The organism is Martelella mediterranea DSM 17316, assembly GCF_002043005.1.
Taxonomy (GTDB): Bacteria; Pseudomonadota; Alphaproteobacteria; order Rhizobiales; family Rhizobiaceae; genus Martelella; species Martelella mediterranea.
This window is the reverse complement of record NZ_CP020330.1, coordinates 2,761,551-2,787,151: the sequence shown is the minus strand read 5'-3', so window position 1 is coordinate 2,787,151 and position 25,601 is coordinate 2,761,551. Positions and strand designations below refer to the sequence as shown.

The window sequence follows — 25,601 nt, the reverse complement described above, 5'->3', positions numbered from 1 at the left end:
CATGGACTACGCCACCCTCGACGATCTGATCGAACGCGCCGGCCAGGACGAAATCCTTATGGTGGCCGATCGCGACGGCGATGGCGTTGCCGATCCCGACGTGGTCGCCAAGGCGATCGCCGACGCGGCAAGCGCGATCGACGGCTATCTCGCCGTGCGCTACCGCCTGCCGCTCGCCGTCGTTCCGTCACAGGTCAATGGCTGGGCGGTCTCGATCGCCCGCTATCACCTCCACCGCGACGGCGCGCCCGATCATGTCGTGCGCGACTGGAAAGCCGCGAACGCCGATCTCGAAAAGGTCTCGTCCGGCCGGATCAGACTGCCGCTTCCAAGCGGCGACGATCCCGCCTCCTCGAAGTCCGGCGATGTCGGGATCACCGGGCCGGAGCCAGCCTTCTCGAAGGATCGACTGGAGGGCTGGTTGTGATCGCGGAAATCGTTACTCGGCTGAAGGATGCCGCGCCGGAGCTCGCCGACGCACTGCCGGCCGAGGACATCGAGCGTCTGACGAAGGCAACGGCGCCGAAGAGCGGCACGGCCTTCGTGCTGCCCTATCGAGAGCGCGCCGAGCCTAACCAGCGCGCCACCGGCGGGCATCTGCAGATGGTGGCGGTCCAGTTCCTGGTCGCCTTCGTCATCCGCCAATACGACGCGCGCGGCGGAAAGCGGGCGCTTGCCTTCGACGATTTCCGATCCGCGATCGAGCGGGCGCTTGCCGGCTGGGCACCGCCCTCGGCCGAGGAGCCGCTGGAGCTCGTCGGCGGACAGGCAACGGCACTTGGAAACGGCGCGAGCATCTATGTCCAGACCTGGCAGACAAGCCGGTTTCTTGAAGGGAGCGACACGTGAAACGACCGACCAAAGGCGGATGCTACGTCCGCGATCCGAAGACCGGAAAGCTGACGCCGGCGGCAAAGCCCGCGGCTAACGCCGAAACGGAAACCCGCTCTGAGGCTCAGGCCGAGACGACGAAGAACAAAGGAGCCTGACCATGGCCGTCCGCCGCTACAAGAAAATGGCCGCCCTGGTGAAGATCGAGGAGGATTATGCCAGCGACGCCGCGCCGGCGGCCGCCGACGCGATGATCTTTTCCAACGTAACCTTCACGCCGCTTGAAGGCCAGGAAGTGAGCCGCGACCTGATCCTGCCCTTTCTCGGCAATCAGGGCATGATCATCACCGGGCAATACGCGACGCTGCAGTTTGACATCGAGATCGCGGGCTCCGGCACAGCGGGCACCGCCCCGAAATATGACGCGATCCTGCGGGCCTGCGGCCTTGCCCAGACGGTCACGGCCGGAACCTCGGTCGAATACGAGATCATCGAGGACGAGGAAGAGTCTGCCTCGATCTACTTCATCTCCGACAAGGTCCAGCATGTTCTGCTCGGCGCGCGCGGCACGATGCGGCTGAACTTCACGCCATCGCAGATCCCGCATTACACCGTCACCATGACCGGGCTGATCGGCACGATCTCGGACATCGGCGCCATGCCGGCCGTTTCTCAGGTCGGCTGGAAGACGCCGCTCGCGGTCTCCAAGGCGAACACGACGATGACGCTTCACGGCTGGTCGTCGGTTGCCGAAAGCCTCGCGCTCGATCTCGGCAACACGGTCACGCCGCGCTTCCTGATCGGCGACGAGCTGGTGGCGATCTCGGATCGTTCCGCGACCGGCACGGCCGTTGTCGAGGCCAAGAGCCTTGCCGAGATCAACTGGTTTGACGCCGCCCGCAACCGCACGCGCGGCGCGCTTTCCCTCGTTCATGGCACGACGGCCGGCAATATCGTCGAGATCGCAGCACCGGCGGTCGAGATCGGTAAGCCGACGCAAGGCCAGACCAACAACATCGTCAACTATTCGCTGCCGCTTGGCCTTTGCCCTGTCGCGGGCCTCGACGAGCTGAAAATCACCATCCGCTGAAGCCCCTTCAAGCGCCCTTCAAAGACCCTTTGAAGCCCTTTCAAAAGAGAGCCGTCATGAAATTCATCCTCAACGAGACCAATCGCTACTGGTGGCCGGTCAAGGTGCGCATGCCCGACACCGACAATCCGGGCAAGTTCGTCACCTATGAGCTGGAAATCCTGTTCGAGCCGGAAAGCCAGGACAAGGCAATCGCCCGTCTGGAGGGGGCCGCCAAGCTGACCGCGCCGCGCGAGCGCATGGAGCATGAGCGCAAGCAGCTCTTCGACGTCTGCAAGGATTGGCGCGGCGTCGAAGACGACGACGAACGCGCCCTCACCTTCAACGCCGACAATTTCGGCCGCGCCATCAATCAGTCCTGGTTTCGCCAGGCCGTCTACAGCGCCTATGCCGACAGTCTGAACGGCGAGGAAGCCCGCCTGGGAAACTGAAGGCGGCGGCCCGCGCCTGGGCTTTGGCGCGGGCCGGCAAGACGGAGACGCGCGCGCCGGTTTCGGTTGATGACGAAACGGCGGCGGATTTCCAGAAAATGGGCGTGACGGTCGAGGTCGCGCCGGATGCATTTGAGGCCGAGGCAATCGAGATCATGGCGGACAATCGCGACAGCATGCTGGGCTTTCTGGCCGTCGAGACGCAATGGCGCGTCGCGGCGACCATGGCCGGCATGATCTGGCTCGGGCTCGATTACAATGCCGTCGACGTCGCCATGCGCCGGCAGGGGATGCCCGACGCGGTGTTCGCCGATCTTCGGACCATGGAAGCCGAGGCACTTGCCATCCTGAACGGAGGCGAATGATGGCCCAGCCGATGAAAGCCTCGATCCTCCTCGCCGTCGATAATTCGGACGCAAGGCGCGGTCTCAAAGAGACGCAAAGCGATTTCGATGCGACGGGCGCGGCGGCCCGATCGGCGGAGCCGCATGTCCAGCGCCTGGTCGAGGCGACCACCGGCCTCGGACGCGCCCAGAGCGCGAACCGCAATCGCGGCGAAGACATTGCCGCCTATGGCGCCCAGCTCGACGGTTTGCGCGCGAAGTATAATCCGCTGTTCGCGGTCACCCAGCGCTATCGTCAGGAGGTAGCGGAGATCCGCGAGGCCCAGCGCCTCGGGGCGATCTCGACCGATGAGATGACCACCGCCATCAGCCGCCAGCGCCAGGCGACGCTTGCCGCGATCGACAGCATCAAGGGCCGCACGGCAATGGGCGGCCTCGCGGGCGTCAACGACAACGGCGCGCGCTTTCGCCGCCAGAACCTCACCTACCAGCTCTTCGACATCGGCCAGACGGCCGCCATGGGCATGAACCCGGCGATGATCATGGCGCAGCAAGGGCCTCAGATCGTCCAGCTCTATGCCGGCCAGGGCGGCGTCAACATGGCGCTGAAGGATTTCGGGTCGATCCTCGGCGGGCTGACAAGGTTGATCAATCCGGTCACGCTCGGCATTGGCGGACTGACGGCCGCCGTCGGAATCGGCGCAGCCGCCTACGGCTCCTATCTGTCGTCGACCAAGGCGGTCGAGACGGCGGCCGCCGGCCTTGGTCGCACGGTAGCGGGCACGGCCGCTGAGATGCAGGCCTCGGCCGAAGCCGGCGCCGCGGCAGCCGGCATATCGGTCGCCGCGGCGCGGTCAATGCAGACGGCGTTCCTGCGCACCGGCAAGATCGGATCGGAGAATTTCGAGAAGCTGATCGGCCTTTCCGACGACTTCGCCGCGACGATGGGCATGGCCTCGGCCGAAGCCGGTGACGCGCTTGCCGACCTGTTTTCGGATCCCGCCAAGGCGGCCGACACATTGTCCCGGCAGTATAACCTGATCGATGCCGCGACAGCCCGACAGGTGCGCAATCTCTCCGCACAGAACCGGCTGATCGAAGCCCAGGCGCTGATCCTCGATCAACTGCCTGGGAAACTCGCCGATGCCGGCGAGGCCTCGACGCGTCTCGGCCGGGCGTGGAAGGCAATGCGGGAGGACGCGGCCAATCTCTTTGGCGCGGTCGGCGCGGGCGTCAACTATATGATCGACGGCCCTTCCGATGAAACGCGGCTGGAGCGGCTGCGGGAACAGCAGGCCGAGCTCTATGAGCGGATCAGGCGACCCGATGACGGGCTTCTCGCCGGCGCCGTTCGCGGTCAGATGTATCGCGACGTCGCGGAAATCGAGTTGCAGATCGGCGTTCTGACATCGCGCTTGAACGAAGCTGAGACGAAGCGCGCGGAGGCCGAGGCGCGCCAGCGAGTGACGGCGGCCTCGACGATCGCCGACGCGTCGCCGGCGCTTTCGACGATCAACCAGGTTGAAGCCTATCAGAACCAGATCGCCGCCTTGCAGAGCGGGATCGGCAGTCTGACGCCCGCCGACATCGATGCCGGCGAAGGCGATCGTCTCAACAAGGCGCTCGAAGCCAAGGAGCGCGCGCTCGACGGGCTTTTGACCAAACAGCCGCGGCTCAACGATCTCGACCGGCTCGATATCCAGATCGCCAATGAGCGCAATCCAGTGCTCCAGGCCGAGCTGGAGGCGCGGCGCAAGCGGCTGGAGCTGCAGGGTCAGGAGATCGCCCAGGCGACGGCCGATGCCGAGGTCCAGCGCGCCTATGACCGGGTCATCGAAACCACGATCGCGAGCGGAAAAGCCCAGATTGACCAGATCAATGCCGAGACCGAGATCCGCGCCAGCCTCGAGGCCCAGGTCGCCGCCGGCGCGCTCTCGGCGGCCGACGCCAATCGCATCCTGCAGGAGGAGCTGCAGCTCCGGCCCTTGATCGCTGCAGCCACCGAGGCCGAGGGCGAGAAAAAGCGCAGGCTCGAAGGGATCGTCACCGGGCTGAAGGAGGCTTACGCGGCGGCGGCTGAAGAGGCGCGCGCGGAAAGCAATCGCGATGCAATCCGGTCGCGGCAGGAAAGCATTGCCGGGCTGAAGCTTGAGCTCGGCCTGATCGGCGCAACCTCGGCCGAGCGCCGGCGCGCGATCGCGGTATTCGAGGAACAGCAGAAGCTCATCCGCGAGGGCATCGCGCTCGATAGCGCGGCCGCGCAATCCCGGCTGGGCCTTGCCGCCGCCGAGGCCGAGGTCGCGAGCGCCGTCGAGCGGGCCGAAGCCAGCCGGGAGCGCGCGCTGAACCATGCCGAAAGCATCGAGCAGCTCCGCGCTGAGGCCGCCCTTGTCGGCGCCAGCGAAACCGCGCGGCGGCGCGAGCTTGCGGTGCTGGAGGAAATGCAGGCGATCCGCCGCGAAGGTCTGTCTCTTGGCGGCGAAGAAGCGCAGCAGCGTATTCAGAATGTCCGGGTTATTGCCGACCAGACGGCGGAACTGGAACGCATGCGCGATGCCTGGGGCGAGGTTAAATCCGCCGGCGAAAGCGCGATCGACGCGATCTTCAACTTCCAGGACCTCAAGGACGGCGATTTCGGCTCGATCTTCGACAATCTCACCTCGTCGCTCGGCCAGAGCCTGATGGACCTTACCCTCAACAATCCGCTGAAGAACGCCTGGCTCGGCACCAATTACGGCACGCTTGGCGACGTGATGAACCGGCCGGCGGGCGGCCTGTTTTCCGCCTTCACCGGTCAGAGCGTCGGCGCCATGAATGTCCAGGCGGCAAGCGTGATCGTCAATGGCGGGATTGCTTCCGGCGCCGGCGGGCTGCTTTCCGGTTTTGCCGCCAATGACAATGCAGCCGGTCTCGGCGGCGGTCTGGCGGCAAGCGGCGTTGACAAGGCCTTCGGCCTGATCGGCGCGACAGAGAGCAACGGGCTTTCGGATATCAATGCGTTTCTCCGTGCCGGCGGCGTCGATATCAATGCCGCGCAAACGCAATGGTGCGCGGGCTTTGTCAATTCCGCCCTGGCGCAGGTCGGTATTGACGGCTCGGGCTCACTGGTCGCCAACGCCTTCCAGAACTGGGGCGTTCAGGTCGATCCCGCAAGCCTGATGCGCGGCGACGTTTTGTTGAACACGCGCGGCCTCGGCGCCGGCGAAATGGGCGGCCATGTCGGCCTCGCCACCGGCGCCTCGCGCCTTCTCGATGACGGGCTGCAGCTTCAGATGCTCTCCGGCAACACGTCGAACGGCGTCGGTCTCTCCTGGGCGAATGCCGCCGATCTTCAGGTCCGCCGCGCGACCGAAGCCGCCAATGCGCTTTCCGGCCTGGCCGGCAATGCGGGGATCGCCACAGACGGGCTCGGCACGCTCGGAAACGGCCTCAACCAGTTCGGTGGCCTTCTCTCCTCCTACCAACCTTCGGGCGGCGCGGGCGGCGGCCTGCTTTCGGCGCTCGGCTCGCTCTTTGGCATCGGCGGCGGAACCTCGCAATTGGACATCGCGCGGGCGAATATCGCCGCCGGAACGGCCGGGCTTTATAATGTCGGTGGCTACACGGGACCAGGCGGCGTTCATGAACCGGCCGGCGTCGTGCACAAGGGCGAAGTCGTCTGGTCGCAGAGCGATATCGCCCGCGCTGGCGGCGTGCGCGTCGTCGAGGCCATGCGGCTTGGCAAGCGCGGCTATGCCAAGGGCGGCGTGGTCGAGAGCCTGCCCTTTGCAGCGCCAGCCTCGAACGACAACGCCGGATCGGCCGCGCGGCCGTCGATCGCGATCAGCATCTCGCTTGACGGCGCTCAGGGCGACCGGGAGATCGAGCAGAAGTCGCGGCAGGCCGCCTATGCAGGCATGAAGCAGGCGCTTGATGAATATGACGCTCAGTTCAATGACAAGGTCGCGGCGGCCGTCGATCGACCGAGGTGGCGCTGATGATACATCCGCTTGCCGCCATCTTCGACCGTCTGCCGATCTCGGGCTTTGAGCTCGACATCAAGCGCAATGATGAATTGTCCGGACAGGGCTCCGGCGCGCTGCTCGGCGTCGAGCTCGCCCCGCCGCTCTGGACCGCGACGATCACGCTCGGCGATGCCCGCAACAACGAGCTGAAACAGGCCGCCGCCCTGATCCGCGCGCTTGGCGGCATGCGCGACGCCTTCATGGTCTGCGATCCGACATCGCTCTGGCCTCAGGCGGATTTCAAGGGCGCGGCGCTCGCGGGCGCAAACGTCCATTTGCGCACGGTCGGCGCCGATCGGTCGGTCGCGCAGCTTTCCGGTTTTCCGGCGGGCTATGTGATGACCGTCGGCGACAAGCTCCAGCTCACCGATGGCGCGCTTCTCAGCTATCACGAGGTCGGCGCAACGGTCGCCGCCAATGGCGCGGGCGCGATGAACCTGCCTGTCTTCCCGATGCTGCCCTTCTCGCTCACCGCCAATGCCGTGGTCACGCTGATCCGCCCGGCCTTCGCCGCGGTCGTCTCGCCGGGCGGCCACAAGCCCGGAACGGCCTCCTCGGCGCTGACGCGCGGCGCGCAAATCGAGATCATCCAGAAAAGGAAGCCGTCATGATCTATGCCAGCCAGGCAATCATCGCGGCGCTGGAGAACGCCGCCGAAAACGGGCTCTCGGAACGCAAGCTCGTCTATGTCCATGCCCGCGATCGCGTTACCGGGCTTGTGAGCGGAATGGGCGTCTGGGCGGGCGACGAGGACCTCTCCATCACCGTCGCTTCCGGCCTGACGGGCGCTGCCGAGACGCGCGCCTATTATGGCGGCGGCACGCTCATCGATGTCGGCAATATCGTCTGCGCCACCGACATGACCATCCGGCCGCTGACGATCAAGCTGTCGCAGATCGCCGATGTCGCCCAGGCCTTGTTGCGCACGCTCGATATCCGGCTTGCCCGCGTCGAGGTCCACACGCTCTATCTCGATCCGGCCACCGGCGCGATGATCGGCTCGCTGCTCGATTTCGTCGGCGAGGTCGACAAGGCGCCGCTGTCGACGCCGGCCGCCGGCGACGAGGGCGCGATCGCGCTCACCTGCGTGCCCGACCTGATGTCGATGCTGACCCGCATCAATCCCCGCAAAAGCTCCTACGAGGACCAGAAGGCGCATGCGAATGGCGACGAGTGGTCGCTCTACGCCTCGACCGCCGGCGACTGGACGATCTGGTGGGGACAGAAAGGCGAATGACAATGCTCGATCTGACACGACGACCCGACTGGCGGCCGAGGCTGTTCGCATTCGTCTCCGGTCTGAAGACAATGGACTTCAAATGGGGCAGCGACGATTGCTTCGCGGCCCTTGCCGCTGGCGCGGTCGAGACGATGACCGGGATCGACCCGGCCGCGCCGCTTCGTGGCCGTTATCATGATGCCGTCAGCGCCGGCGCGCTGCTGGCCGAGCTTGGCCATGAAGGCCTTGCCGACCTGATGCAGTCGATGATGCCAGAGACGCCGGTCGCCATGGCGCGCATCGGCGATATCGCGCTCATTGCCGACGATAATGAAGTCGGCGGCGCGCTCGGCGTCGTGATTGGCGCGCGGATCGTCGTGCTGCGCCAGATCGGCACGGGCACGATGCGGCTGACGGCCGCTGACACGGCCTTCAAGGTGGGTTGATGCGCGTTAAAACCCTCCTCACGCTGCTTGTCTTTCTGACGCTCGGAGCCGGGCCGGCGTATGCCGCCCCGGTGTTCGGCTTGGCCGTGGGGATATTTCAGGCGGTCGGGGCGTTTGCGGCGTCGAGCTGGATCGGCGGGCTGATCGTCAATGTCGCCTTCGGCGCGGTCACCAATCTGATTTCGCGCGCCTTCGCCGGAAAGAAAAAGAGCCAGCAGAGCTTCGGCGTCAAGCTTTCCATGGAGACCGGCGACGACAAGCCGCTGTCGGTCGTGGCCGGCCGCTATGCCACCGCCGGCAAGCTCAAATATTGGGGCACGTGGGGCAATGACGGCGAAACGCCCAACGCCTATTTGACGAAGCTTATCGAGATCGGCTCCCTGCCTTCCTTCGCCGGCGGCCAGGCGCTTGCGCATCTCTGGATCGACAGCGACAAGTGCACGATCCTCTACGGCGAGCCTCATGGCGATGGTCGCGGCTATCCGATTTCAGAGTTCCGCCAGGACGGCAAGGATCATGCCTGGGTGCGTTATCTCGATGGGGCCCAGACGGAAGCCGACGCCTTTCTGCTCGCAAAGTTCGCCAACGTCGAAAAGCCCTATCGTCCCTCCATGATCGGCCGGGGAAAGCAGGCCGTCATCGTCACCTTCCGCAAGAACGACGATCTGTTTTCCGGCAATCCGGCCGTGCTCGTCGAGCCGCCGCCGCTGCCCTTCTACGACCTGCGCTTTGACGATACCGTCGGCGGTTCCGGCCCGCAGCGTTTCGACAATCCCGCCACCTGGACGCCGACGCTCAATCCGGCGGTGATCGCCTACAATATCGCCCGCGGCATGCGGCACTCCGGGGGCTGGTTTTATGGCGGCCAGAATGTCGAGGCGCTCCGGCTTCCGCCGTCCGACTGGATGGCGGCCGCCAACGAATGCGACATCTCCGTGTTCGGGAGGCCGCAATACCAGGCCGGCCTGGAGATCGATGTCAGCGCCGAGCCGCTCGACGTGCTGGAGCAGTTCCGGCTCGCCTGCAACGGCGTCTTTGTCGAGGGCGGCGGCGTGCTGAAGCTCGCGGTCGGCGGACCGGGCGCGGCCGTCTATGCCTTCACCGACGCCGATGTCATCATCACCAAGCCGCAGCAGCTCGATCCCTGGCCTTCGCTGTCCGATACCCACAACACGATCTCCGCCTCCTATCCCGAGCCGGGCGACAAATGGGCGCGCAAGGACGCGCCGGAATATGCCCAGGACGCGGCGGTTGCCGCCGATGGCCGCAGCCTGGCGCAATCGGTGACCTTCACCGCCGTGCCGTGGTCGGAGCAGGTCCAGCACCTGCAGAAAACCATGATCGAGGACGGACGGCGGATGCGGGTGCATACGCTGGTTCTGCCGCCGCCCTCGCGCCTGCTGGAAGCCGGCGACGTGATCGCCTGGACGAGCGCGCGCAACAATTACCAGGACAAGGCTTTCCAGATCACCACGCTGACGCGCCTGCCCGGCTCGCTCAGCCAGGTCACGATCAAGGAGATCGATCCCGGCGACTACGATCCGCCGGCGATCGTCATTCCGCCGACGACCGGCCTGCTTGGCCGGGGCACGCCGCCGGTGCAGATCATGAAAGGGTGGACCGTGGAACCGGCGTCCATGGCCGATGGCAATGGCGTCGGCCGGCTTGCCGCGATCAAGGTGTCCTGCGGCGCCGGCATCGATGGCGTGACGGCCGTTGTGGTGCAGGTCCGGGTCCGTGACACCGGCCAGATGCTGTTTTCCGGTCATACGACGGCTTACGAGGAGCCCTACTCCTGGCTGATCGGCCCGCTGCCGTCGAAGACATGGGTCGAGGCGCGCGGGCGGTTCATCTCCGATCTGGTGCGGAACCAGGCATGGTCCGACTGGCTTGAGGTCGGAACGCCGAATGTCATGGAGGAGCTTGGCGTCAGGCTGGATACGGTCGGCGAGGACGTGCGCAAACGCTTCGAGGAGCTGCAGGCCGATCTCGACCGCACGATCAGAAACTCGTCGGAACTTGCCGCAGCGCTTTCGCTTCAAGGCTCCGTCGGCCTTCTCGACCGTCAGGTCTTGCGCCAGCAGAGCGGCGAAGCCTTGGCGCAGATCATCGAGGAAAAGCTGGTGCGCGCGAGCGAGGACGAAGCGCTTGCCCAGACGCTTGAACTGGTCGGCGCCGAGATCGCTGGCGTCTCCGCATCGGTTGTCGAGGAGCGCCAGGCGCGCGTGACGGCCGACGAAGCGATAGCGCAGCAGACATCGTCGGTGACCGCGCTGCTGAACGAGAACTTCGCGGCCGGTCAGGTGAAGTTCGCCGCCACCGCCAACCAGAGCGGCGTCAATGCCCGCTTTTCCGTCCTTCTCAGAGCCGGCACGGGCAGCGGCTATCATGAAAGCGGCCTCTACCTCGAAATCTATACCGAGGGCGGCGTTCAGCGCTCGCGCTTTGCCGTCAACGCCGACCAGTTCGTGGTGCTCAACAATGGCCAGCGCCCGTTCCTGTTTGAGGGCGGCGTCCTGAAGCTCAACGCCAGCCATATCGGCACGATCGTCGCCGGTCTGTTGCGCGGCTCCAGCGGCAAGACGCGGCTCGATCTCGACAATGACTACCTTTCGGTGAGCGACTGATGGCAACGCGATTTCTGATGACAGCCGGCCGCATCCTGCTGACGAAGCCGGGATATGATGCCCATGACGGCGGGCTTTCCGACAGGCACAAGCTGTTTGACTCCAACTGGAACTTCTCGGGCGTTCTGATCGCGGCCGGGACCATTACCGACCCGGCGCCGGTCAACGGAAATGACGGCCTGACCTCGACATCATCGCCGCTGGTCATCCATTTTCCATCGCCCGGCTATGTGCCGGCCGCCTATGTCACGTTCGAGAACCAGGGCGCCAGCACGCCTTATGACGGCGCTGGCTTCGGCGAGCTGCGGATAGAAGACAGCACCGTGGAGGACGGCTCCAAAGTCTATGCCGATCGGCTCGAGCTTTCCCGGCCGTCGATCTCAGGCGGCGGCTATCGCAGATATCGCGGCCTGATCCATTATCGCGTGTTCGGGGTCTGACGATGGCGAGACGCATCATCATCGGCAGGCATCCGACCTTCGGCGTTTCCGGCGCGTTCCTGAGCCGGCCCGGCGACGACGTCGTCAACCCGACCGGCGCGCTGCTGCTCGACTCCCGTTACCAGAACGTGGCGGTGCACGCCGAAGGCCGCTTTCGCATGGGCCGCACCACCGGCGACGGCTATTCGACATGGTGGGCGACGGTCAATTTTCCCGACCTCGGATACAGGCCGCTGTTCTACGGCTCGATGACCTATGCCAATCCGCACAACGCCAACGCGGTCCCGGTGGACTCCAGCTATTACCCGACAAGCAGTTGCGTCAATCGCGACACGACCCTCGGCGAGGTGCCGTTCTTCTTCGGCGTCTGGCTGGAGAACAACTGGACGATCAAGGCCAAGGCCTACGCCGACACCGGCCCGCGCAACGCGGATTTCGACTTCTATTACATCATCCTGAAGAGGGCGACATGACGCGACGGGTTTATATCGGCAATGACAATGGCGCGTTCCGCTTTCGCGTCTCGATGCCCGGTCACGACGCCCTGACGGCGGCCGATCAGCATCTGACCATCAAGGAGGGCATGTCGCCGCTGACGCCGAAGGAGATCGTGACCGCATGGGTTGCCGCACGCCCTTCCGGCGGCCCGCCCTCCACGGTGATGATCAACACGGAGAAAGACTACGGGCTTCCGCCCTTCATCGTGCTCAAGGCATCCGACAACACCATTCCCGGCGAGAAGACCTTCTATGCGCGCTTCGAGCCCTATTACGATCGGATCAGGCTCTACAACTTGCTCGGCCGGCCGCTGACCATCTCCGCATTCATCTTCGACGAGGTTATCTGATGACCGCTTACGCCACAGGCACAATCACGCTCACCAACGGATCGAGAGCCGTGACCGGCGATGGCACGGGCTGGGCAACGGCTCTCATTGCCGGCGGCGTGATCTATCCGCAGGCCGCCGGCAACCCGCTGCCGATCGCAAGCGTCGACAGCGACACCGCGATCACGGCGGCGACAGAATGGGTGGGGGCATCCGGCACCTATGCCTACGCGCTTCAGCGGCAGGATGACGCCAACCAGGTGATCGCCAATGCGGCGGCGCTGGCGGACTATATCCAGCGGCTCGACAACCGGTCCCTTTCCGCAATCGCCGCCCTGACGCCATCGGCCGACAGGCTGCCGTATTTCAATGGCGAAGATTCGGCCACATTAACGTCATTGACGGCGTTCGGACGCGCACTGATTGCCGCGGGAAACGCCACCACTGCGCTAAACACGCTTGGGATCTCGAACTTCGCCCGATCGCTGCTTGATGACGCCGATCAGGCGGCGGCGCGCACAACGCTCGGGGCCCAGGCGGCTCTTGGTTATACGCCGGTTCAACAGGGAACGGGAGCAGGCCAAAACCCCGGAAGCGGGGTAAAGATAGGCTGGTCCGATGCCGGCGTTTTACGCCTGCAAGTCGACAATACCGACTTTGGAGGCTTGTGGCCGATCAGTGTAAGCGGAAATGCGGCCTATGCCTCCAATGCAGGGGCGGTCGGAGGAAAAAGCCTAGCCAATCTGGCACAGGCAGCTGGAGACAGGATTTTTGCTCCAGGAGCAACCAGGGTAGGTTTTCAGGGCGGCTCCAGCATTTCCGTCATATACAGTAACAACGTTCGCTTCGCTTGGGACAGCGGCTTCTATTACTCGATCGACGGCAATAACTTTGTCTTGATCAACTCCCTGCCCTCTGATGCCAAGTTCAAGGACGTGGTCGAAGAAGGCGAGCCGAACAAGGCGCTCGAAAGCCTGTCGCCCGTTCGCTGGCAGCGGAAAGACAACATCCCTGTCGGTCTGCCCGAGGGGGACAGACTCGGCTTTTTCGCTCAGGACTTGCAGGCTTTCGACCCAGCGATGGTGCGGGAAACAACCGTTCCTGACAAATCGGGTGAAACCTACCTCGCGCTTGCCGACGACGCAGACATGCAGCTCATCGCCCATATGTGGCGGGCGGTGTGTGCGCTGAGCGATCGCGTGGCGGAACTCGAAGCAGCGGCTTCTTCCGAGGCATAGCGGTCAGATGGCCATGACCTCACGGCCATGGCGGGACGTGAATTACGGCGATCGCCGCAACCCCAGGACATGGGTTTTGTGGCTGAACATAATGGAGCGTGACATGACCTTGAGACTGGATAGTACCGAGCAGACAAAAGTATCCGATAGCTGGACGCCGGAGGGCGAGACTTATCTGCAGCTTTCCACGACGCAAACCAGCGTTCTGGTGGAGGTGCAGGCCCGGCTCGACGGGGCGGCCGACCACGCAACCATTGCCAGGCTGCACAAGACCAGCAGCCCGATGGTGCGCTTGCCGCCGTTCCCGTCGCTGAAGCTGGTGATGATCGGCAACAAGGGCGGCGAACAGGTGACGGTGGTGGACTATACGCCATGAGCGCACTCCCCCTCACGCTTCCGCTGTTCACGCGTGCCGGACCGCTGGATTTCCCTGACGCCCTTTCTCGGGGCGATGGCGGCCTGCTGGCCGCGACCCGAGCCTATTTCGCGGCCGGCATCGCGGATGGCGGCGTTGCGGCTCCCGACGCTTATAAGAGCATCGTCAACGCTCTGGTCGATGGCCTGAACGCGGCCGGCCTCTGGTCCCGGCTGGACTTCCTGCACCTGTTGCGCGGACACGATAGCAAGGTTTCGCTGGTCAACCTGATCAACCCGGCTACCAACAAGGCAGCGCTCGTCAATTCTCCGGCCTTCGCCGCCTATGTCGGCATGCTGGGCGACGGCGCATCCGCTCATCTGACGACCGGGTTCGATCCTATCAACGGGGCGCAGCGGTTCGGACGCGACAGCGGCCATTTCGGCGCGTGGGACGTCACCGATATGGCGGAAATCGGCAGCCCGCTGATAGGAGGCGCCGCCGCCGAGAACAATCTGTTTCGTAAGCGACAAGCTGGCCCCATCTGGCCGAGTGGTTTGGCGTTGGGATAACAGTATCGGACATATTGAACTGCAGTGAGCTTCTATGTCTGCGCCTGGTCCTGAAACTAGAACTTTCCATATGATTGAAGCTGTCGCCGGCCGCTTCGAGGGTGCGCCTCGGCAGCTACGTCGACGCTGGTCTGATGATTTTAAGGCCCGAGCGGTGGCGGAGGCGCTCGAGCCAGGAGCGAATGTTTCGGCAATCTCTCGTCGACTGGACATCCATCCATCCCAGCTCTTTGGCTGGCGTCGTGCAGTCCTGAATGCCCAGGCGGGTCTGACGGAACCGGCACGTCGTGAAGCTGCAGTGACAGAAGCCAGCGACACATTGATCGAAGTTGTCATCGGTGAGGCGATCATACGTGCTCGGGCAGATGTCAGCGAAGCGCACTTGCGTCGGGTTATCCGTGCGGTGCGTTCGGCATGATCCCCGCGGGTGTGAAGGTCTTCCTTGCCAGCCATCCCGTCGACTTCCGCAAGGGACCGGACGGTTTGCTGTCTCTGGTGCGGGATGCCGGCAGCGATCCATTCAACGGCGCGCTGTATGTCTTCCGGGCCAAACGCGCGGACAGGATCAAGATTGTCTGGTGGGACGGGTCCGGCGTGTGCCTTTATGCCAAGCGGCTGGAGAAAGCGCAGTTCTGCTGGCCCCGCATCGGCCATAACCGGATTCATCTCAACCACGCCCAGCTTCTGGCTCTCATTGATGGCATGGACTGGAAGCGGGTTCGATCTCGGCCAGTCAAGCCGCCGGAGATCGTTGGCTAGAGCAATTCCAGGTGAAGTGGACACCGGGTTACCGTCCGGGAATGCGCCGAAACAAAAGGCCCTGCGGCGAAGTGAATCACCAGCCTGAAAAGGCAGGAAAAACGGCGAGAAGTATGCTCTGGTAGCTCCATGACACCGCCCGCCTTCCAGCTTCCTGATGACATTGAATCGCTGAAAGCGTTTGCGCTTTCCATGGCGGAGAAGGCGGCGCGCGCCGACGCTCTGGAAGTCGAGGTTGCCAATCTCAAGGCGCAAACCGCCGATGCCGATGAGCGCATTGGGCGGCTGATGCAGATCCTGAAAGCGTTCGATCGTGCCCGCTTCGGCCGGCGATCGGAAAAGCTGGGCCTGCACGCCGCCGACAACGAACAGCAGGCTTTCGTCTTCGAGGAAATCGAGACCGGCATTGCTGCAATCAAGGCCGGGCTCAAGAAGAGCCACGAGCGTGCTGATGGCAAGCGTCCGCCGCGGCCGCGCAAAGGCTTCGCCCCGCATCTGGAACGGGTCGAAGTGGTGATCGAGCCGGAAGAGCTGCCGGAGCATGCCGGCAGGCAAAAGGTGCTGATCGGGGAGGATGTCAGCGAGCGGCTGGATGTTGTGCCGGCGAAGTTCCGCGTCATCGTCACCCGCCGGCCGAAATATGCCTTCAGAAATGAAGATGGTGTTGTTCAGGCGCCGGCGCCGGCACACATCATCGAGAGCGGCATTCCGACAGAGGCGCTTCTGGCGCAGATTGCCGTCTCAAAATATGCCGATGGCCTGCCGCTCTATCGACAGGAGGCGATCTACGCCCGCGACAAGGTCGAACTCGACCGCAGGCTGATGGCGCAATGGATGGGCAAGCTCGGCTTCGAGCTGGAAATCCTCGCCGATTACATCCTTGTCGAGATAAAGAAGGCCGAACGGGTCTTCGCCGACGAAACGACGTTGCCGACGCTTGCTCCAGGTTCGGGAGCAACGAAAACAGCATGGCTGTGGGCCTATGCCAGGGATGATCGTCCGTTCGGCGGCAGCGGCCCGCCGATGGTCGCCTACCGCTTCGAGGACAGTCGATCCGGCGAATGCGTTGCCCGCCACCTGAATGGCTATCACGGCATTTTGCAGGTCGACGGTTATGCCGCCTACAACAAGCTCGCGAGATCTGACGGTGGCAATGATGGCGTCACATTGGCTGGTTGCTGGTCACACAGTCGGCGCAAGTTCTATGAACTACATGTCGGGAAAAGCTCCGAGGTAGCAACGGCGACGGTCGAACGGATGGCAAAGCTCTGGCAGGTCGAGGAGGCCGCTCGAGGTCAAAGTCCCGACGCCCGCGTCGCGGTGCGTCAGCAAACCTCCGCCGTAATTGTCTCTGAACTCTTCGATCTCTGGCACAAGACCCTGCCACGGATATCCGGAAAATCGAAGCTCGCCGAGGCGATCCGCTATGCGACCACGCGCCGCGCCATCTTTGAGCGCTTCCTGAGCGATGGCCGCATCGAGCTCGACTCCAACATCGTTGAACGGGCAATCCGGCCGCAGGCCATAACGCGGAAGAACGCACTTTTTGCAGGCAGCGACGGCGGCGGAAGAAGCTGGGCAACGATCGCTACGCTGCTGCAGACGGCAAAAATGAACAATGTCGATCCGAATGCCTGGCTTACCCAGACCCTCGAGCGCATCGCCAACGGTTGGCCGAGCAGTGAAATCGACGCGCTTATGCCGTGGAATTACCACGCCTGAACGGCCTCGGCTTGCCGCTTACTCTGTTTCCGCGCAATACATCGAACGTGATGACCGGGCGCGTCAACTCCGCGCGCGCCATTACCACGGCCGGCACGATCACGGACAGCCGGGGGCATAGCCTTGTGGCGCGGACCGACGCGAACACCGTTCGCCTGTACAAGTCCGGAGCGCAGGTGGCGGTGGATTTCACAAATGCCTCATCGGCTCTGGCGACATCGGTCGTCTATTACCTGCGCAGCACCCTTACCTATTCCGCCCGCCGCATCGCCATCGGGCATGGCGGCGCTGGCCTGACCGCGCAACAGGTTTCCGATCTCCACATTCTGTTCTCGGCCTACATCGCCGCGACAGACGCACTCACAGCATAGGAGCAACTCCCATGATGATGAACTGGTTCGTCCTCACCTTCTCGCAGAAATCCGCCGTCGAGGCGTTCAATGGCACGGCATCCGGGCTGATCGACGCGCGCGCGATCGACAACGCCACGCCTGGCACCGGCATCAACCTGAACGATGCGGCCGACGCGTTCGAGCCGGGCGATCCCGTGACGCTCACCGGCATGCAGGTCGTGCCGAAGCGCGTGGTCGACGACCCCGACCAGGCGGCGGAGGCCAAGGCGCTCCTGCTGACGCTGCCGTGGTGCTCGCTGGAAAACGAGACGATCTTCGCGCCTCCCTCCAGCGAGGACTAGCGCCCGCACTAGCAGGCAGGTGGCCATGGCCTCACGGCCATGGCGCGGCGGGATCACACTTGGCAGAGAGACCCGCCGGGCAGCAAAATACGATAACCGCCACACCCGCACCCCGAAGGGCCTGCGCGTTGTGGCTGAGTCGTGAGATATTTGAAATGGTAAATCTGCGCCCGGTCGCTCCGACCGTTCCCGCAGCCGGCTATATCGGCGGCAAGCGCATCCTGTCGAAGACCGTCATCGCCAGGATCAACGCGACCCCGCATGATGGCTATGCCGAGCCGTTCGTCGGCATGGGCGGCGTGTTCCTGCGCCGCGATCGCCAGCCGAAGACGGAGGTGATCAACGATATCAGCGGCGACGTCGCCAATTTCTTCCGCATCCTGCAGCGGCACTTCCCGCAGTTCATGGATACGCTGCGTTTCCAGATCTCCGGCCGGCGGGAGTTCGAGCGGCTGATGAAGACCGACCCAACGACGCTGACCGATCTCGAACGCGCCGCCCGCTTCCTCTACCTCCAGCGCCTCGCCTTCGGCGGCAAGGTCGCCGGCCGTAACTTCGGGGTCAGCAAGACCACCGGGGCGCGCTTCAACCTCGTCAAGCTCGCCTCGACGCTGGAGGACATCCACGAACGCCTCGCCGGCGTCGTCATCGAATGCCTGCCCTGGCAGGACTTCATCCGCCGCTATGACCGGCCGGGCATGCTGTTCTATCTCGACCCGCCCTATTGGGGAAACGAGACCGACTATGGCGCCGGCGTCTTCGGCCGGGCGGACTTCGAGGCGATGGCGGAGGCTTTAGCCGGCCTTCAAGGCACCTTCATACTGTCCTTAAACGCCGTTCAAGGCGTCTTCGAAACCTTCTCACGGTTCGACATCGAGGAGGTCGATTGCACCTATTCGATCGGCGACGGCAATGGGAAGGGCGTGAAGGAGGTCATCATCACGCCAGCAAAGACTTTGCGCGTGGCGGCCGAATGAGGAGATCGAGAGCAAAACTGATTCACGTCCGGCCGACGGAAGCACTGCCATTGCTCGTCTTCGGCCGCGACGAGAGCGATGGTCCGGTCATTAACAAAGGAGACCGACATGAGTGACAACAAAATCGCCATCACCCAGATCATTAAGGCCATGCAGCGCGACGCGGAGGACATCATGAACCAAATCGACCTCGCCGCCGAGGACATCGGCCAGGGCCGCCGCAACAGCGCCATCGGCGCGCTGGCACCAGTCGACGCCACGATCGAGCGGCTCGCCTCACTGCTGGCGGCCGCGCGGGCTATTCATCGCGTGGTGCCGCTGGATTGATGCGGCAAAGCCCGCCTCGGATTGGGGCGGGCTATCCTTGAGGGTCTCGACCTGGTCGTGGGGGTGTGGATCAAATACTAAGGTGAAGCATCGCTCTGGTCCACTGAAACAAATGCTCTACGGCATGGCAGGTTGCACAATACCGAACAATGGCGCCGTTGTAGATCTAGGAGCGCTTCAGTTCAACTAGAGGTAAACAGGGCTACTTCCCAAACAGCCGGCCAAATATCCCACGCCGCCTCTTCTCTGGTTGCGGCGCGACAGAAGACCTCTTTTCATCGATCTCCCTTTGGAGATTGCCGAAGAGGTGCTCCGTCAACTCATGCTGCTCCTCGGCTTGGTCGGCCTTAATCCGCTGCACATCATCGGCCCACATTTCTTTATAGAGTTCCGACGCAGTCCAATGACCGCCAGCCTCGCCCCACAACTCGCGCATCCATTTTCGATCTGTGGGGCCTAGGAGCAAGAGGCGATCACAGCCAATACGGTGATACGACACGTCGAGCGCGGCAAGGCGAGAATACGGAACTCTTTGGATGTAACCATACCCGGCGTAGCTACTCATTGCTGCCAAGTGATGCAGCTCTCTGAGCTCTGCTTCGTATTCAGTTTTTTCCTTCCGGGCTTTCCGGATCTTCATGCGCAGTGAAACGGCCATCTCGCGCCATGCCGCCGGCAGCGGAAGGTGACGACGTGCTATCGCATATCGTTTATCGGGATCTTCCTTGACGCGGTTGAGAGCATCGTACCAGAAATCACCATCTTCAGGAGCTGGGCCAGTCGCTTGGGCAATAAAGGTGCCGTCGGCTTGCTTAGTGCCGACTACTCCCCAAATGCCGCGATCCAAAGCGCCAGCCTCTTCATCTGTGATTGTGTCGACCCAAAGCATCGCCATGCTCTTCTCCTCAGGCATGGAAACACTGTACGATAAAAGAATTTCATAGCAAACGCCATCTCGACGTTATGTCAATCTTCTGGAAACTGAGAATGATACCCCGCGTTCTTGCGCCCTGCACCATCCGATTGTGCGCGCTAAACCATAACGAATAAGGGATACCGGAAGGCTAGTGCCAACTGTGACAAATATTGTATCTTTGAAATTCTCGGAGTTCCGTGTTCCTCCCTAGCAAGGAGTTGCCGATGGCTACTGATCCAATAAAAGTGCCTGATCCAAGCAAAATGGACGACCCAGAAGCCGTAAGAAGGCTAATGGCAAATGCGCTGAGGCTTGGGCGCGACGATGTCGCCCAGGCATGTTCTCGGCGCCTCTATGAATTGGCTGGGATCGATCAGGTCAATCCGATCGAAAAGCGGCTCTGGCAGGCGGTCGGGGCCTATGAGGAGACGCTCAGGAAGAAGCACGGTCGACAACAGAAGGCGAGCTACACAAGGCGCAAGATTGCGGCAAAGGGAGCTATCCAAACATTGACGGACTGGGCGCTTGATCCCGCCGTTACTCCAGGCTTTGAGGCTCTTGTAAATTCTGGCGCGGCGGAATTTACCGGCGAGTATGTAGTGTTGGAATTCGCAAATAGCTTCCCGGAAGAAGCTGTCGAAGCCGCCCGAAGAAAATTGGTCGCATACGGGGTGAAGCCACCATCACAAAAATTCTAGAAGAATGGGCACAATCTGGCTCGCGTATTCGCGAATTGGAAAACCGATTGCTGCAAAACCAGCTGTCAAAATTGCAAAACCGCGCGTCACGCTACACTGCAAAACCAGCTGTCAAAATTGCAAAACCGCGCGTCACGCTACAACGCTACACTCCGAGATTTTGGTGCGCGTGGAGGGACTCGAACCCCCACACCTTGCGGCGGCAGGACCTAAACCTGCTGCGTCTACCAATTCCGCCACACGCGCAACGCAGCTCCATGGTCGCGGTTACGCAACCGGAGGGACGACGTCGCGAAGCCTATTATGCGATGCAGGCAGGTGATGCAAGCCGATATCGTGAAACGGCGGTCAGGGCGACGGACGTTCAACTGTCATGGCAGCGCCAGACAGAGATGCCCTTCCCGCCCTGATTAATCTACCTAAGGTAGCAAAATTGGCCCAGAGGGCCGTTCTCAGGTGGCTGGCGACGGTCGCGAGCGACCTCCGCGGTCTCAGCCGTCGCTTTCCTGATCATAGCGCGATTTGACGTCGTCGATGATCATCATCAATGCCTCCCGCTTGGACTGGCATTCCTTGTCGCGACCATAACGCTCAATGAATTCAGAATGTTCCGTGGTGATTACCGTCGAAAGGCTGGTCAATCCGCGCTTGCGGAAGCCCCGCCGGAAATTGCGCATGTACCGATTCCACGCTTCCCTCTCTTCATCGGACTTGGTGTTTTTCTGATCCTGATTTTCGACTTCATTTCGACCCATAGCCAACCTCTCCTGTCCGCTAATGCTTCCAACCTTCCCGATCGCTCAGACGAATTATAATTATAAACTCCAATCTTAATAAGTAAAGATTTCTAATTTAGGATTCATTTACGTGTATATTATGTGTTGTTAATTGAATAATCGAGATTACTCGTAAATATAGACCGCATTAATATTAAATGTTCTTCCTTAAATTCACGAATTGTATATCTCACTTGTCATAAAGCGAAAATTTTTTTCACCACAAGTTTTCGTAATACCATGTTGGCGTCCAAGCTTTCGAAGGGACCCCGCTGGCATAAACTATCATAGGTTGTATTTATTATATAGGATAATATTCCTATCTTGCAAGCACTCTGTGGGTATCGGCGGGCGCAATTGTGCCCGACCGTCAGAATGGTCCGATTTCCTGAAACCACAGTGAAGGGATATGAAGGCCGCGTTTGCTCAGATCACGCGGGGCACGACCTGTCCGTCATCGAGCGTTACCTGCCGGTCCATGCGGGCGGCAAGGTCGAGATTATGGGTGGCGATCAGGGCCGAGAGGCCGGATTGCCGCACAAGCGCCTCCAGCGCCTCGAAAACATAGGATGCCGTCTGCGGATCGAGATTGCCGGTCGGCTCGTCGGCAAGCAGCAGCCGGGGCGCATTGGCCACGGCGCGGGCAATCGCCACGCGCTGCTGCTCGCCGCCGGAAAGCTCGGCCGGGCGATGCTCCGCGCGGTGGCCGATGCGCAGATAGTCCAGCATCTCGTCGGCGCGGGCGCCGGCCTCTTGCGGCGGCAAGCCCGCGATCAGCTGCGGCAGCATGATGTTTTCGCGCGCCGAAAACTCCGGCAGGAGATGGTGGAACTGGTAGACGAAGCCGATGTCGTTGCGGCGTAGCGCGGTGCGCTCGTCATCGGAAAGCGCGGTCGCCTCCAGCCCGCCGAGCATGACCTCACCGGATGTAGGCTTTTCCAGAAGGCCGGCGATCTGCAGCAGTGTCGATTTGCCCGTCCCCGAAGGCGCCACCAGCGCCACCATTTCGCCGGGCATCAGCGTCAACGAAGCGCCCTTGAGCACCTGCAGGACCGAATCGCCCTGCCCGTATTCCCGCGCGATTTCGCGCAACTCAAGTGCCGGAGTGGTCAAGAAAGGCTCCTATTCGTAACGCAGCGCCTGCACCGGATCGAGCCTGGAGGCCCGCCAGGCAGGAAAGATGGTGGCGATGAAGGAGAGCGTCAGCGCCATGATAACGACGGTCAGCGTCTCACTGAGGCTCATTTCCGCGGGCAACGTGCTCAGGAAATAGAGCTGCGGATCGAACAGCACCGTGCCGGTGATCCAGGAGAAGAACTGGCGGATCGATTCGATATTGAGGCAGACGATCACACCGAGGAAGACGCCGGCAAACGTGCCGACGACGCCGATCGCGGCCCCGGTCATGAAGAAGATCCGCATGATCGACCCCGAGGTCGCGCCCATGGTCCTCAGGATCGCGATGTCCTGGCCCTTGTCCTTCACCAGCATGATCAGGCCGGAAATGATGTTGAGGGCGGCGACGATCACGATCAGCGTCAGGATCATGAACATCACGTTGCGCTCCACCTCCAGCGCGGAGAAGAAGGTGCGGTTGTTCTGCCGCCAGTCGGAAATCACGATATCCTCGCCCGCCGCCTCCCGGATTTTCGGAACCACCGCGTCGACATCGTCGGGATGGTCGAGGAACACCTCGATGCTCTGCACCTTGTCGCCGGCGTTGAAATAGGCCTGCGCCTCGGTGAGCGGCATGAAGATGATCGAGGCATCATATTCCGACATGCCGATCTCGAAAATGCCGGAGATCGGATAGGCCTTGACGCGCGGATTGACGCCGAAGGGGGTCACGTCGCCCTCCGGCGAGATCATCGTGATCTTGTCGCCGACGAAAAGCCCGAGCGAGGTCGCCATGCGCGAGCCGATCAGCACGCTCTCGCCGGCGGCGTAGCCGACCATGTCGCCCTCTTTGATGTTGTCGGAAACGGTCTTCAGCTTCAGCATGTCGTCCGGCCTGACACCGCGCACCAGCGCGCCGCTGCCGGCCCCTTGCGCGCCGGAGACCAGCGCCTGGCCTTCGACCAGCGGAAAGGCGAGGCGAACGCCCTCCACGCCTTCCAGCCTTTCAGTCAGCGCGGCGTAATCCTTGAAGGGCTCGCCGGCGGGCAGCACCACGACATGGCCGTTGATGCCGAGAATGCGGCTCACCAACTCACTGCGGAACCCGTTCATCACCGCCATCACGATGATCAGCGTGGCCACGCCCAGCATGATGCCGACGAAGGAGAATCCTGCGATCACCGAGATGAACGCCTCCTTGCGGCGCGATCGCAGATAGCGCCAGGCCACCATGCGCTCGAACACGGAAAACGGCTTGGCTACCTTCAAACTCTCGTCTGTCTCTCCGGCCGCAGCCATCAATCCGTTCTCCTCAGCGCCCGTTGGTGAGCTTTGCGATCGCGGCTTCCACCGTCATGGCTTCGCGCGCGCCGGTCTTGCGGTCCTTGAGTTCGACCTCGCCATTGGCGACGCCGCGCGGGCCGACGACAACCTGGCTCGGAACGCCGATCAGGTCGGCGGTCGCGAACTTGCCCCCGGCGCGTTCGTCGGTATCGTCGTAGAGCACGTCCAGGCCGGCATTCTGCAAGGCCTCGTAGAGTTTCTCGCAGACCCCGTCACAGGCCGCGTCACCCGCCTTCATGTTGATGATCACCGCATCGAACGGCGCCACCGAATCCGGCCAGATGATGCCGTTCTCGTCATGGGAGGCTTCGATGATGGCGGGAACAAGGCGCGTCGGGCCAATACCGTAGGAGCCCATGTGGACGGGGTGCTCCTTGCCGTCCGGCCCCTGCACCTTGGCGCCCATGGGCTCGGAATATTTGGTGCCGAAATAGAAGATGTGGCCGACCTCGATGCCGCGCGCGGACAGGCGCTCCCCCTCCGGCAGCGCGTCGAAGGCGGCGGCATCATGCATCTCGTCGGTCGCCGCATAGAGAGACGTCCACTTGTCGAAAATGCCCTTCAGCGCATCGACGCTATCGAAATCGAGATCGGCGGGCGGAATGTCGAAATTGACGAAGTCGCGGTGGCAGAACACTTCCGATTCGCCGGTCTCGGCCAGAATGATGAATTCATGGCTGAGATTGCCGCCGATCGGGCCGGTATCGGCGCGCATCGGGATCGCGCGCAGGCCGAGACGGTCGAAGGTTCTCAGATAGGCGGCGAACATCTTGCGGTAGGAATGCTCTGCGCCTTCCAGAGTCAGATCGAAGGAATAAGCATCCTTCATCATGAATTCGCGCGAGCGCATGGTGCCGAAGCGCGGCCGGATCTCATCGCGGAACTTCCACTGGATGTGGTAGAGGTTGAGCGGCAGGTGCTTGTAGGACTTGATATAGGAGCGGAAAATCTCCGTGATCATTTCCTCATTGGTGGGGCCGAACAGCATTGCCCGGTCCTGACGGTCGGTGATCCGCAGCATTTCCTTGCCATAGGCCTCGTAGCGGCCGCTTTCCATCCACAGATCGGCGGACTGCATGGTGGGCATCAGCAGCTCCACCGCGCCGGAGCGGTCCTGCTCCTCGCGGATGATGCGGTTGACCTTGTCGAGCACGCGCTTGCCAAGCGGCAGCCAGGAGTAAATGCCCTGCGAATGCTGGCGCACCATGCCGGCGCGCAACATCAATCGGTGCGAGACGATCTCCGCCTCCTTGGGATTCTCCTTCAGGATCGGCAGAAAATAACGGGAAAGACGCATGACAATCTGCTTTCTGGCTTATCCCGTTCAGTCGGGAATCATGGGGCAAATCTGGTTTGTTCCGGCCCCTTTTAACGGGTTGCGAACGAGAAGCAAAGCGGGGATGCGCGCCCGCAAAAGGGTGATTTGATGGCCGCCTTAGGAAGGGGTTGAAAAATGTCAACTACTTGTAACGTTGCAGAATGCACAAACCTGTTTGTCAAACGTAAAAACTTCTCCCACTGTCGCAAAAATGCAAAATAAGAGATGACAAGGCCCAATCATTGGGCTAGGTTGAGCCCATAAAACAGGCAGGGAGCTTAAATCTTTGCCTTTTATTCGCGGTAAAGTCTTGGGAGGATCGATCTTGGCGCGCTTTGCGCAGCCCCGGCAACGGAACGGATCACGCGATACTTGAAAAACAGGGCCTTCGGCCTTGTTTTTTTTTGGCTTTCAGAAACCGGACTCCCCTTAAGCCTTTGTTGACCACCGCAACGGGAAGTTGCGGCGCGTCCTTGACCCTGCCCGGCGCCTGCACGACAAGAACGGTTCCATCATCCTGTCGAGGCCCCG

The 25,601-nt window shown here is 62.4% G+C and carries 29 protein-coding genes and 1 tRNA gene; 24 read left to right on the top strand and 6 right to left on the bottom strand.

The window, feature by feature from the left end:
- Position 1 precedes the first annotated feature (1 nt).
- The 23 genes from Mame_RS12985 (at position 2) to Mame_RS12875 (ending at position 18,902) form a co-directional block, all read left to right on the top strand.
- Positions 2-427: a gp436 family protein gene (locus Mame_RS12985; RefSeq protein WP_018066408.1), complete on the top strand. Its 426-nt coding sequence runs from the start codon at positions 2-4 to the stop codon at positions 425-427.
- The gene (locus tag Mame_RS12980; protein WP_018066407.1) at positions 424-849 is read left to right on the top strand and encodes a phage tail terminator protein; all 426 of its coding nucleotides are present in this window, start codon (positions 424-426) and stop codon (positions 847-849) included. The genes Mame_RS12985 and Mame_RS12980 overlap by 4 nt, the downstream gene beginning before the upstream one ends.
- A gap of 142 nt (positions 850-991) precedes the next feature.
- Complete coding sequence (locus tag Mame_RS12975; RefSeq protein ID WP_018066406.1) at positions 992-1,921, top strand: phage tail tube protein; 930 nt, start codon at positions 992-994, stop codon at positions 1,919-1,921.
- A 56-nt stretch (positions 1,922-1,977) separates the two neighbouring features.
- Positions 1,978-2,352, top strand: a complete 375-nt coding sequence (locus Mame_RS12970) for a hypothetical protein (protein ID WP_018066405.1) — start codon at positions 1,978-1,980, stop codon at positions 2,350-2,352.
- 23 nt (positions 2,353-2,375) lie between these two features.
- Complete coding sequence (locus Mame_RS12965) at positions 2,376-2,717, top strand: DUF1799 domain-containing protein (RefSeq protein WP_018066404.1); 342 nt, start codon at positions 2,376-2,378, stop codon at positions 2,715-2,717.
- Positions 2,717-6,673 (top strand): phage tail length tape measure family protein, encoded by a 3,957-nt coding sequence (locus Mame_RS12960; protein ID WP_018066403.1) that lies wholly within the window; start codon positions 2,717-2,719, stop codon positions 6,671-6,673. Before Mame_RS12965 ends, Mame_RS12960 begins: the two co-directional genes overlap by 1 nt.
- Positions 6,673-7,311 (top strand): hypothetical protein, encoded by a 639-nt coding sequence (locus tag Mame_RS12955; RefSeq protein WP_155122111.1) that lies wholly within the window; start codon positions 6,673-6,675, stop codon positions 7,309-7,311. Before Mame_RS12960 ends, Mame_RS12955 begins: the two co-directional genes overlap by 1 nt.
- Entirely contained in the window at positions 7,308-7,937 is a 630-nt protein-coding gene (locus tag Mame_RS12950; RefSeq protein WP_018066401.1) for a hypothetical protein, read from the top strand. Before Mame_RS12955 ends, Mame_RS12950 begins: the two co-directional genes overlap by 4 nt.
- Positions 7,938-7,939: 2 nt before the next feature.
- Positions 7,940-8,365: a DUF6950 family protein gene (locus Mame_RS12945; protein WP_026173754.1), complete on the top strand. Its 426-nt coding sequence runs from the start codon at positions 7,940-7,942 to the stop codon at positions 8,363-8,365.
- Positions 8,365-10,992, top strand: coding sequence for a phage tail protein (locus Mame_RS12940; protein ID WP_018066399.1), 2,628 nt, complete (start codon positions 8,365-8,367; stop codon positions 10,990-10,992). Before Mame_RS12945 ends, Mame_RS12940 begins: the two co-directional genes overlap by 1 nt.
- Positions 10,992-11,432 (top strand): hypothetical protein, encoded by a 441-nt coding sequence (locus tag Mame_RS12935; RefSeq protein WP_018066398.1) that lies wholly within the window; start codon positions 10,992-10,994, stop codon positions 11,430-11,432. Before Mame_RS12940 ends, Mame_RS12935 begins: the two co-directional genes overlap by 1 nt.
- Before the next feature lie 2 nt (positions 11,433-11,434).
- Complete coding sequence (locus Mame_RS12930) at positions 11,435-11,905, top strand: hypothetical protein (protein WP_018066397.1); 471 nt, start codon at positions 11,435-11,437, stop codon at positions 11,903-11,905.
- On the top strand, positions 11,902-12,279 hold the full coding sequence (locus tag Mame_RS12925; RefSeq protein ID WP_018066396.1) for a hypothetical protein: 378 nt from the start codon (positions 11,902-11,904) through the stop codon (positions 12,277-12,279). Before Mame_RS12930 ends, Mame_RS12925 begins: the two co-directional genes overlap by 4 nt.
- A complete protein-coding gene (locus tag Mame_RS12920; protein ID WP_018066395.1) occupies positions 12,279-13,496 on the top strand; it encodes a tail fiber domain-containing protein in 1,218 nt (405 codons plus the stop codon). Before Mame_RS12925 ends, Mame_RS12920 begins: the two co-directional genes overlap by 1 nt.
- Positions 13,497-13,599: 103 nt before the next feature.
- Positions 13,600-13,872, top strand: coding sequence for a hypothetical protein (locus tag Mame_RS12915; protein ID WP_155122110.1), 273 nt, complete (start codon positions 13,600-13,602; stop codon positions 13,870-13,872).
- On the top strand, positions 13,869-14,423 hold the full coding sequence (locus tag Mame_RS12910; protein WP_018066393.1) for a hypothetical protein: 555 nt from the start codon (positions 13,869-13,871) through the stop codon (positions 14,421-14,423). The genes Mame_RS12915 and Mame_RS12910 overlap by 4 nt, the downstream gene beginning before the upstream one ends.
- A 70-nt stretch (positions 14,424-14,493) precedes the next feature.
- On the top strand, positions 14,494-14,841 hold the full coding sequence (locus Mame_RS12905) for a transposase (RefSeq protein ID WP_236953503.1): 348 nt from the start codon (positions 14,494-14,496) through the stop codon (positions 14,839-14,841).
- Positions 14,838-15,182: an IS66 family insertion sequence element accessory protein TnpB gene (gene tnpB, locus Mame_RS12900; RefSeq protein WP_079920786.1), complete on the top strand. Its 345-nt coding sequence runs from the start codon at positions 14,838-14,840 to the stop codon at positions 15,180-15,182. Before Mame_RS12905 ends, tnpB begins: the two co-directional genes overlap by 4 nt.
- A gap of 129 nt (positions 15,183-15,311) precedes the next feature.
- Positions 15,312-16,904 carry an IS66 family transposase gene (tnpC, locus tag Mame_RS12895; protein WP_079920784.1) on the top strand — a complete coding sequence of 531 codons (1,593 nt, stop codon included), beginning with the start codon at positions 15,312-15,314 and terminating at the stop codon, positions 16,902-16,904.
- Positions 16,886-17,275, top strand: a complete 390-nt coding sequence (locus tag Mame_RS12890; RefSeq protein ID WP_155122108.1) for a hypothetical protein — start codon at positions 16,886-16,888, stop codon at positions 17,273-17,275. Before tnpC ends, Mame_RS12890 begins: the two co-directional genes overlap by 19 nt.
- Positions 17,276-17,286: 11 nt before the next feature.
- A complete protein-coding gene (locus Mame_RS12885; protein WP_018066985.1) occupies positions 17,287-17,598 on the top strand; it encodes a hypothetical protein in 312 nt (103 codons plus the stop codon).
- Positions 17,599-17,753: 155 nt separating this feature from the next.
- Positions 17,754-18,575, top strand: a complete 822-nt coding sequence (locus Mame_RS12880) for a DNA adenine methylase (RefSeq protein ID WP_018066984.1) — start codon at positions 17,754-17,756, stop codon at positions 18,573-18,575.
- 108 nt (positions 18,576-18,683) lie between these two features.
- Positions 18,684-18,902, top strand: coding sequence for a hypothetical protein (locus Mame_RS12875; protein ID WP_018066983.1), 219 nt, complete (start codon positions 18,684-18,686; stop codon positions 18,900-18,902).
- A gap of 202 nt (positions 18,903-19,104) precedes the next feature.
- Here the strand turns inward: Mame_RS12875 and Mame_RS12870 are convergent, their stop codons facing one another.
- Complete coding sequence (locus Mame_RS12870; protein ID WP_155122107.1) at positions 19,105-19,797, bottom strand: hypothetical protein; 693 nt, start codon at positions 19,795-19,797, stop codon at positions 19,105-19,107.
- 245 nt (positions 19,798-20,042) lie between these two features.
- Between Mame_RS12870 and Mame_RS12865 the strand changes: the two genes are divergently transcribed.
- Entirely contained in the window at positions 20,043-20,516 is a 474-nt protein-coding gene (locus tag Mame_RS12865; protein WP_155122106.1) for a hypothetical protein, read from the top strand.
- A 161-nt stretch (positions 20,517-20,677) separates the two neighbouring features.
- On the opposite strand, the gene Mame_RS12860 is transcribed toward Mame_RS12865, so the two are convergent.
- From Mame_RS12860 to proS, 5 genes are all read right to left on the bottom strand, one after another.
- A tRNA-Leu gene (locus Mame_RS12860) sits at positions 20,678-20,762 on the bottom strand.
- Between the two features lie 245 nt (positions 20,763-21,007).
- On the bottom strand, positions 21,008-21,277 hold the full coding sequence (locus Mame_RS12855; protein ID WP_155122105.1) for a hypothetical protein: 270 nt from the start codon (positions 21,275-21,277) through the stop codon (positions 21,008-21,010).
- Between the two features lie 441 nt (positions 21,278-21,718).
- Positions 21,719-22,405 (bottom strand): ABC transporter ATP-binding protein, encoded by a 687-nt coding sequence (locus Mame_RS12850; RefSeq protein WP_033410988.1) that lies wholly within the window; start codon positions 22,403-22,405, stop codon positions 21,719-21,721.
- Positions 22,406-22,414: 9 nt separating this feature from the next.
- Positions 22,415-23,707 carry a lipoprotein-releasing ABC transporter permease subunit gene (locus Mame_RS12845; RefSeq protein WP_018066978.1) on the bottom strand — a complete coding sequence of 431 codons (1,293 nt, stop codon included), beginning with the start codon at positions 23,705-23,707 and terminating at the stop codon, positions 22,415-22,417.
- Positions 23,708-23,720: 13 nt separating this feature from the next.
- A complete protein-coding gene (gene proS, locus Mame_RS12840; RefSeq protein WP_018066977.1) occupies positions 23,721-25,049 on the bottom strand; it encodes a proline--tRNA ligase in 1,329 nt (442 codons plus the stop codon).
- Positions 25,050-25,601 lie beyond the last annotated feature (552 nt).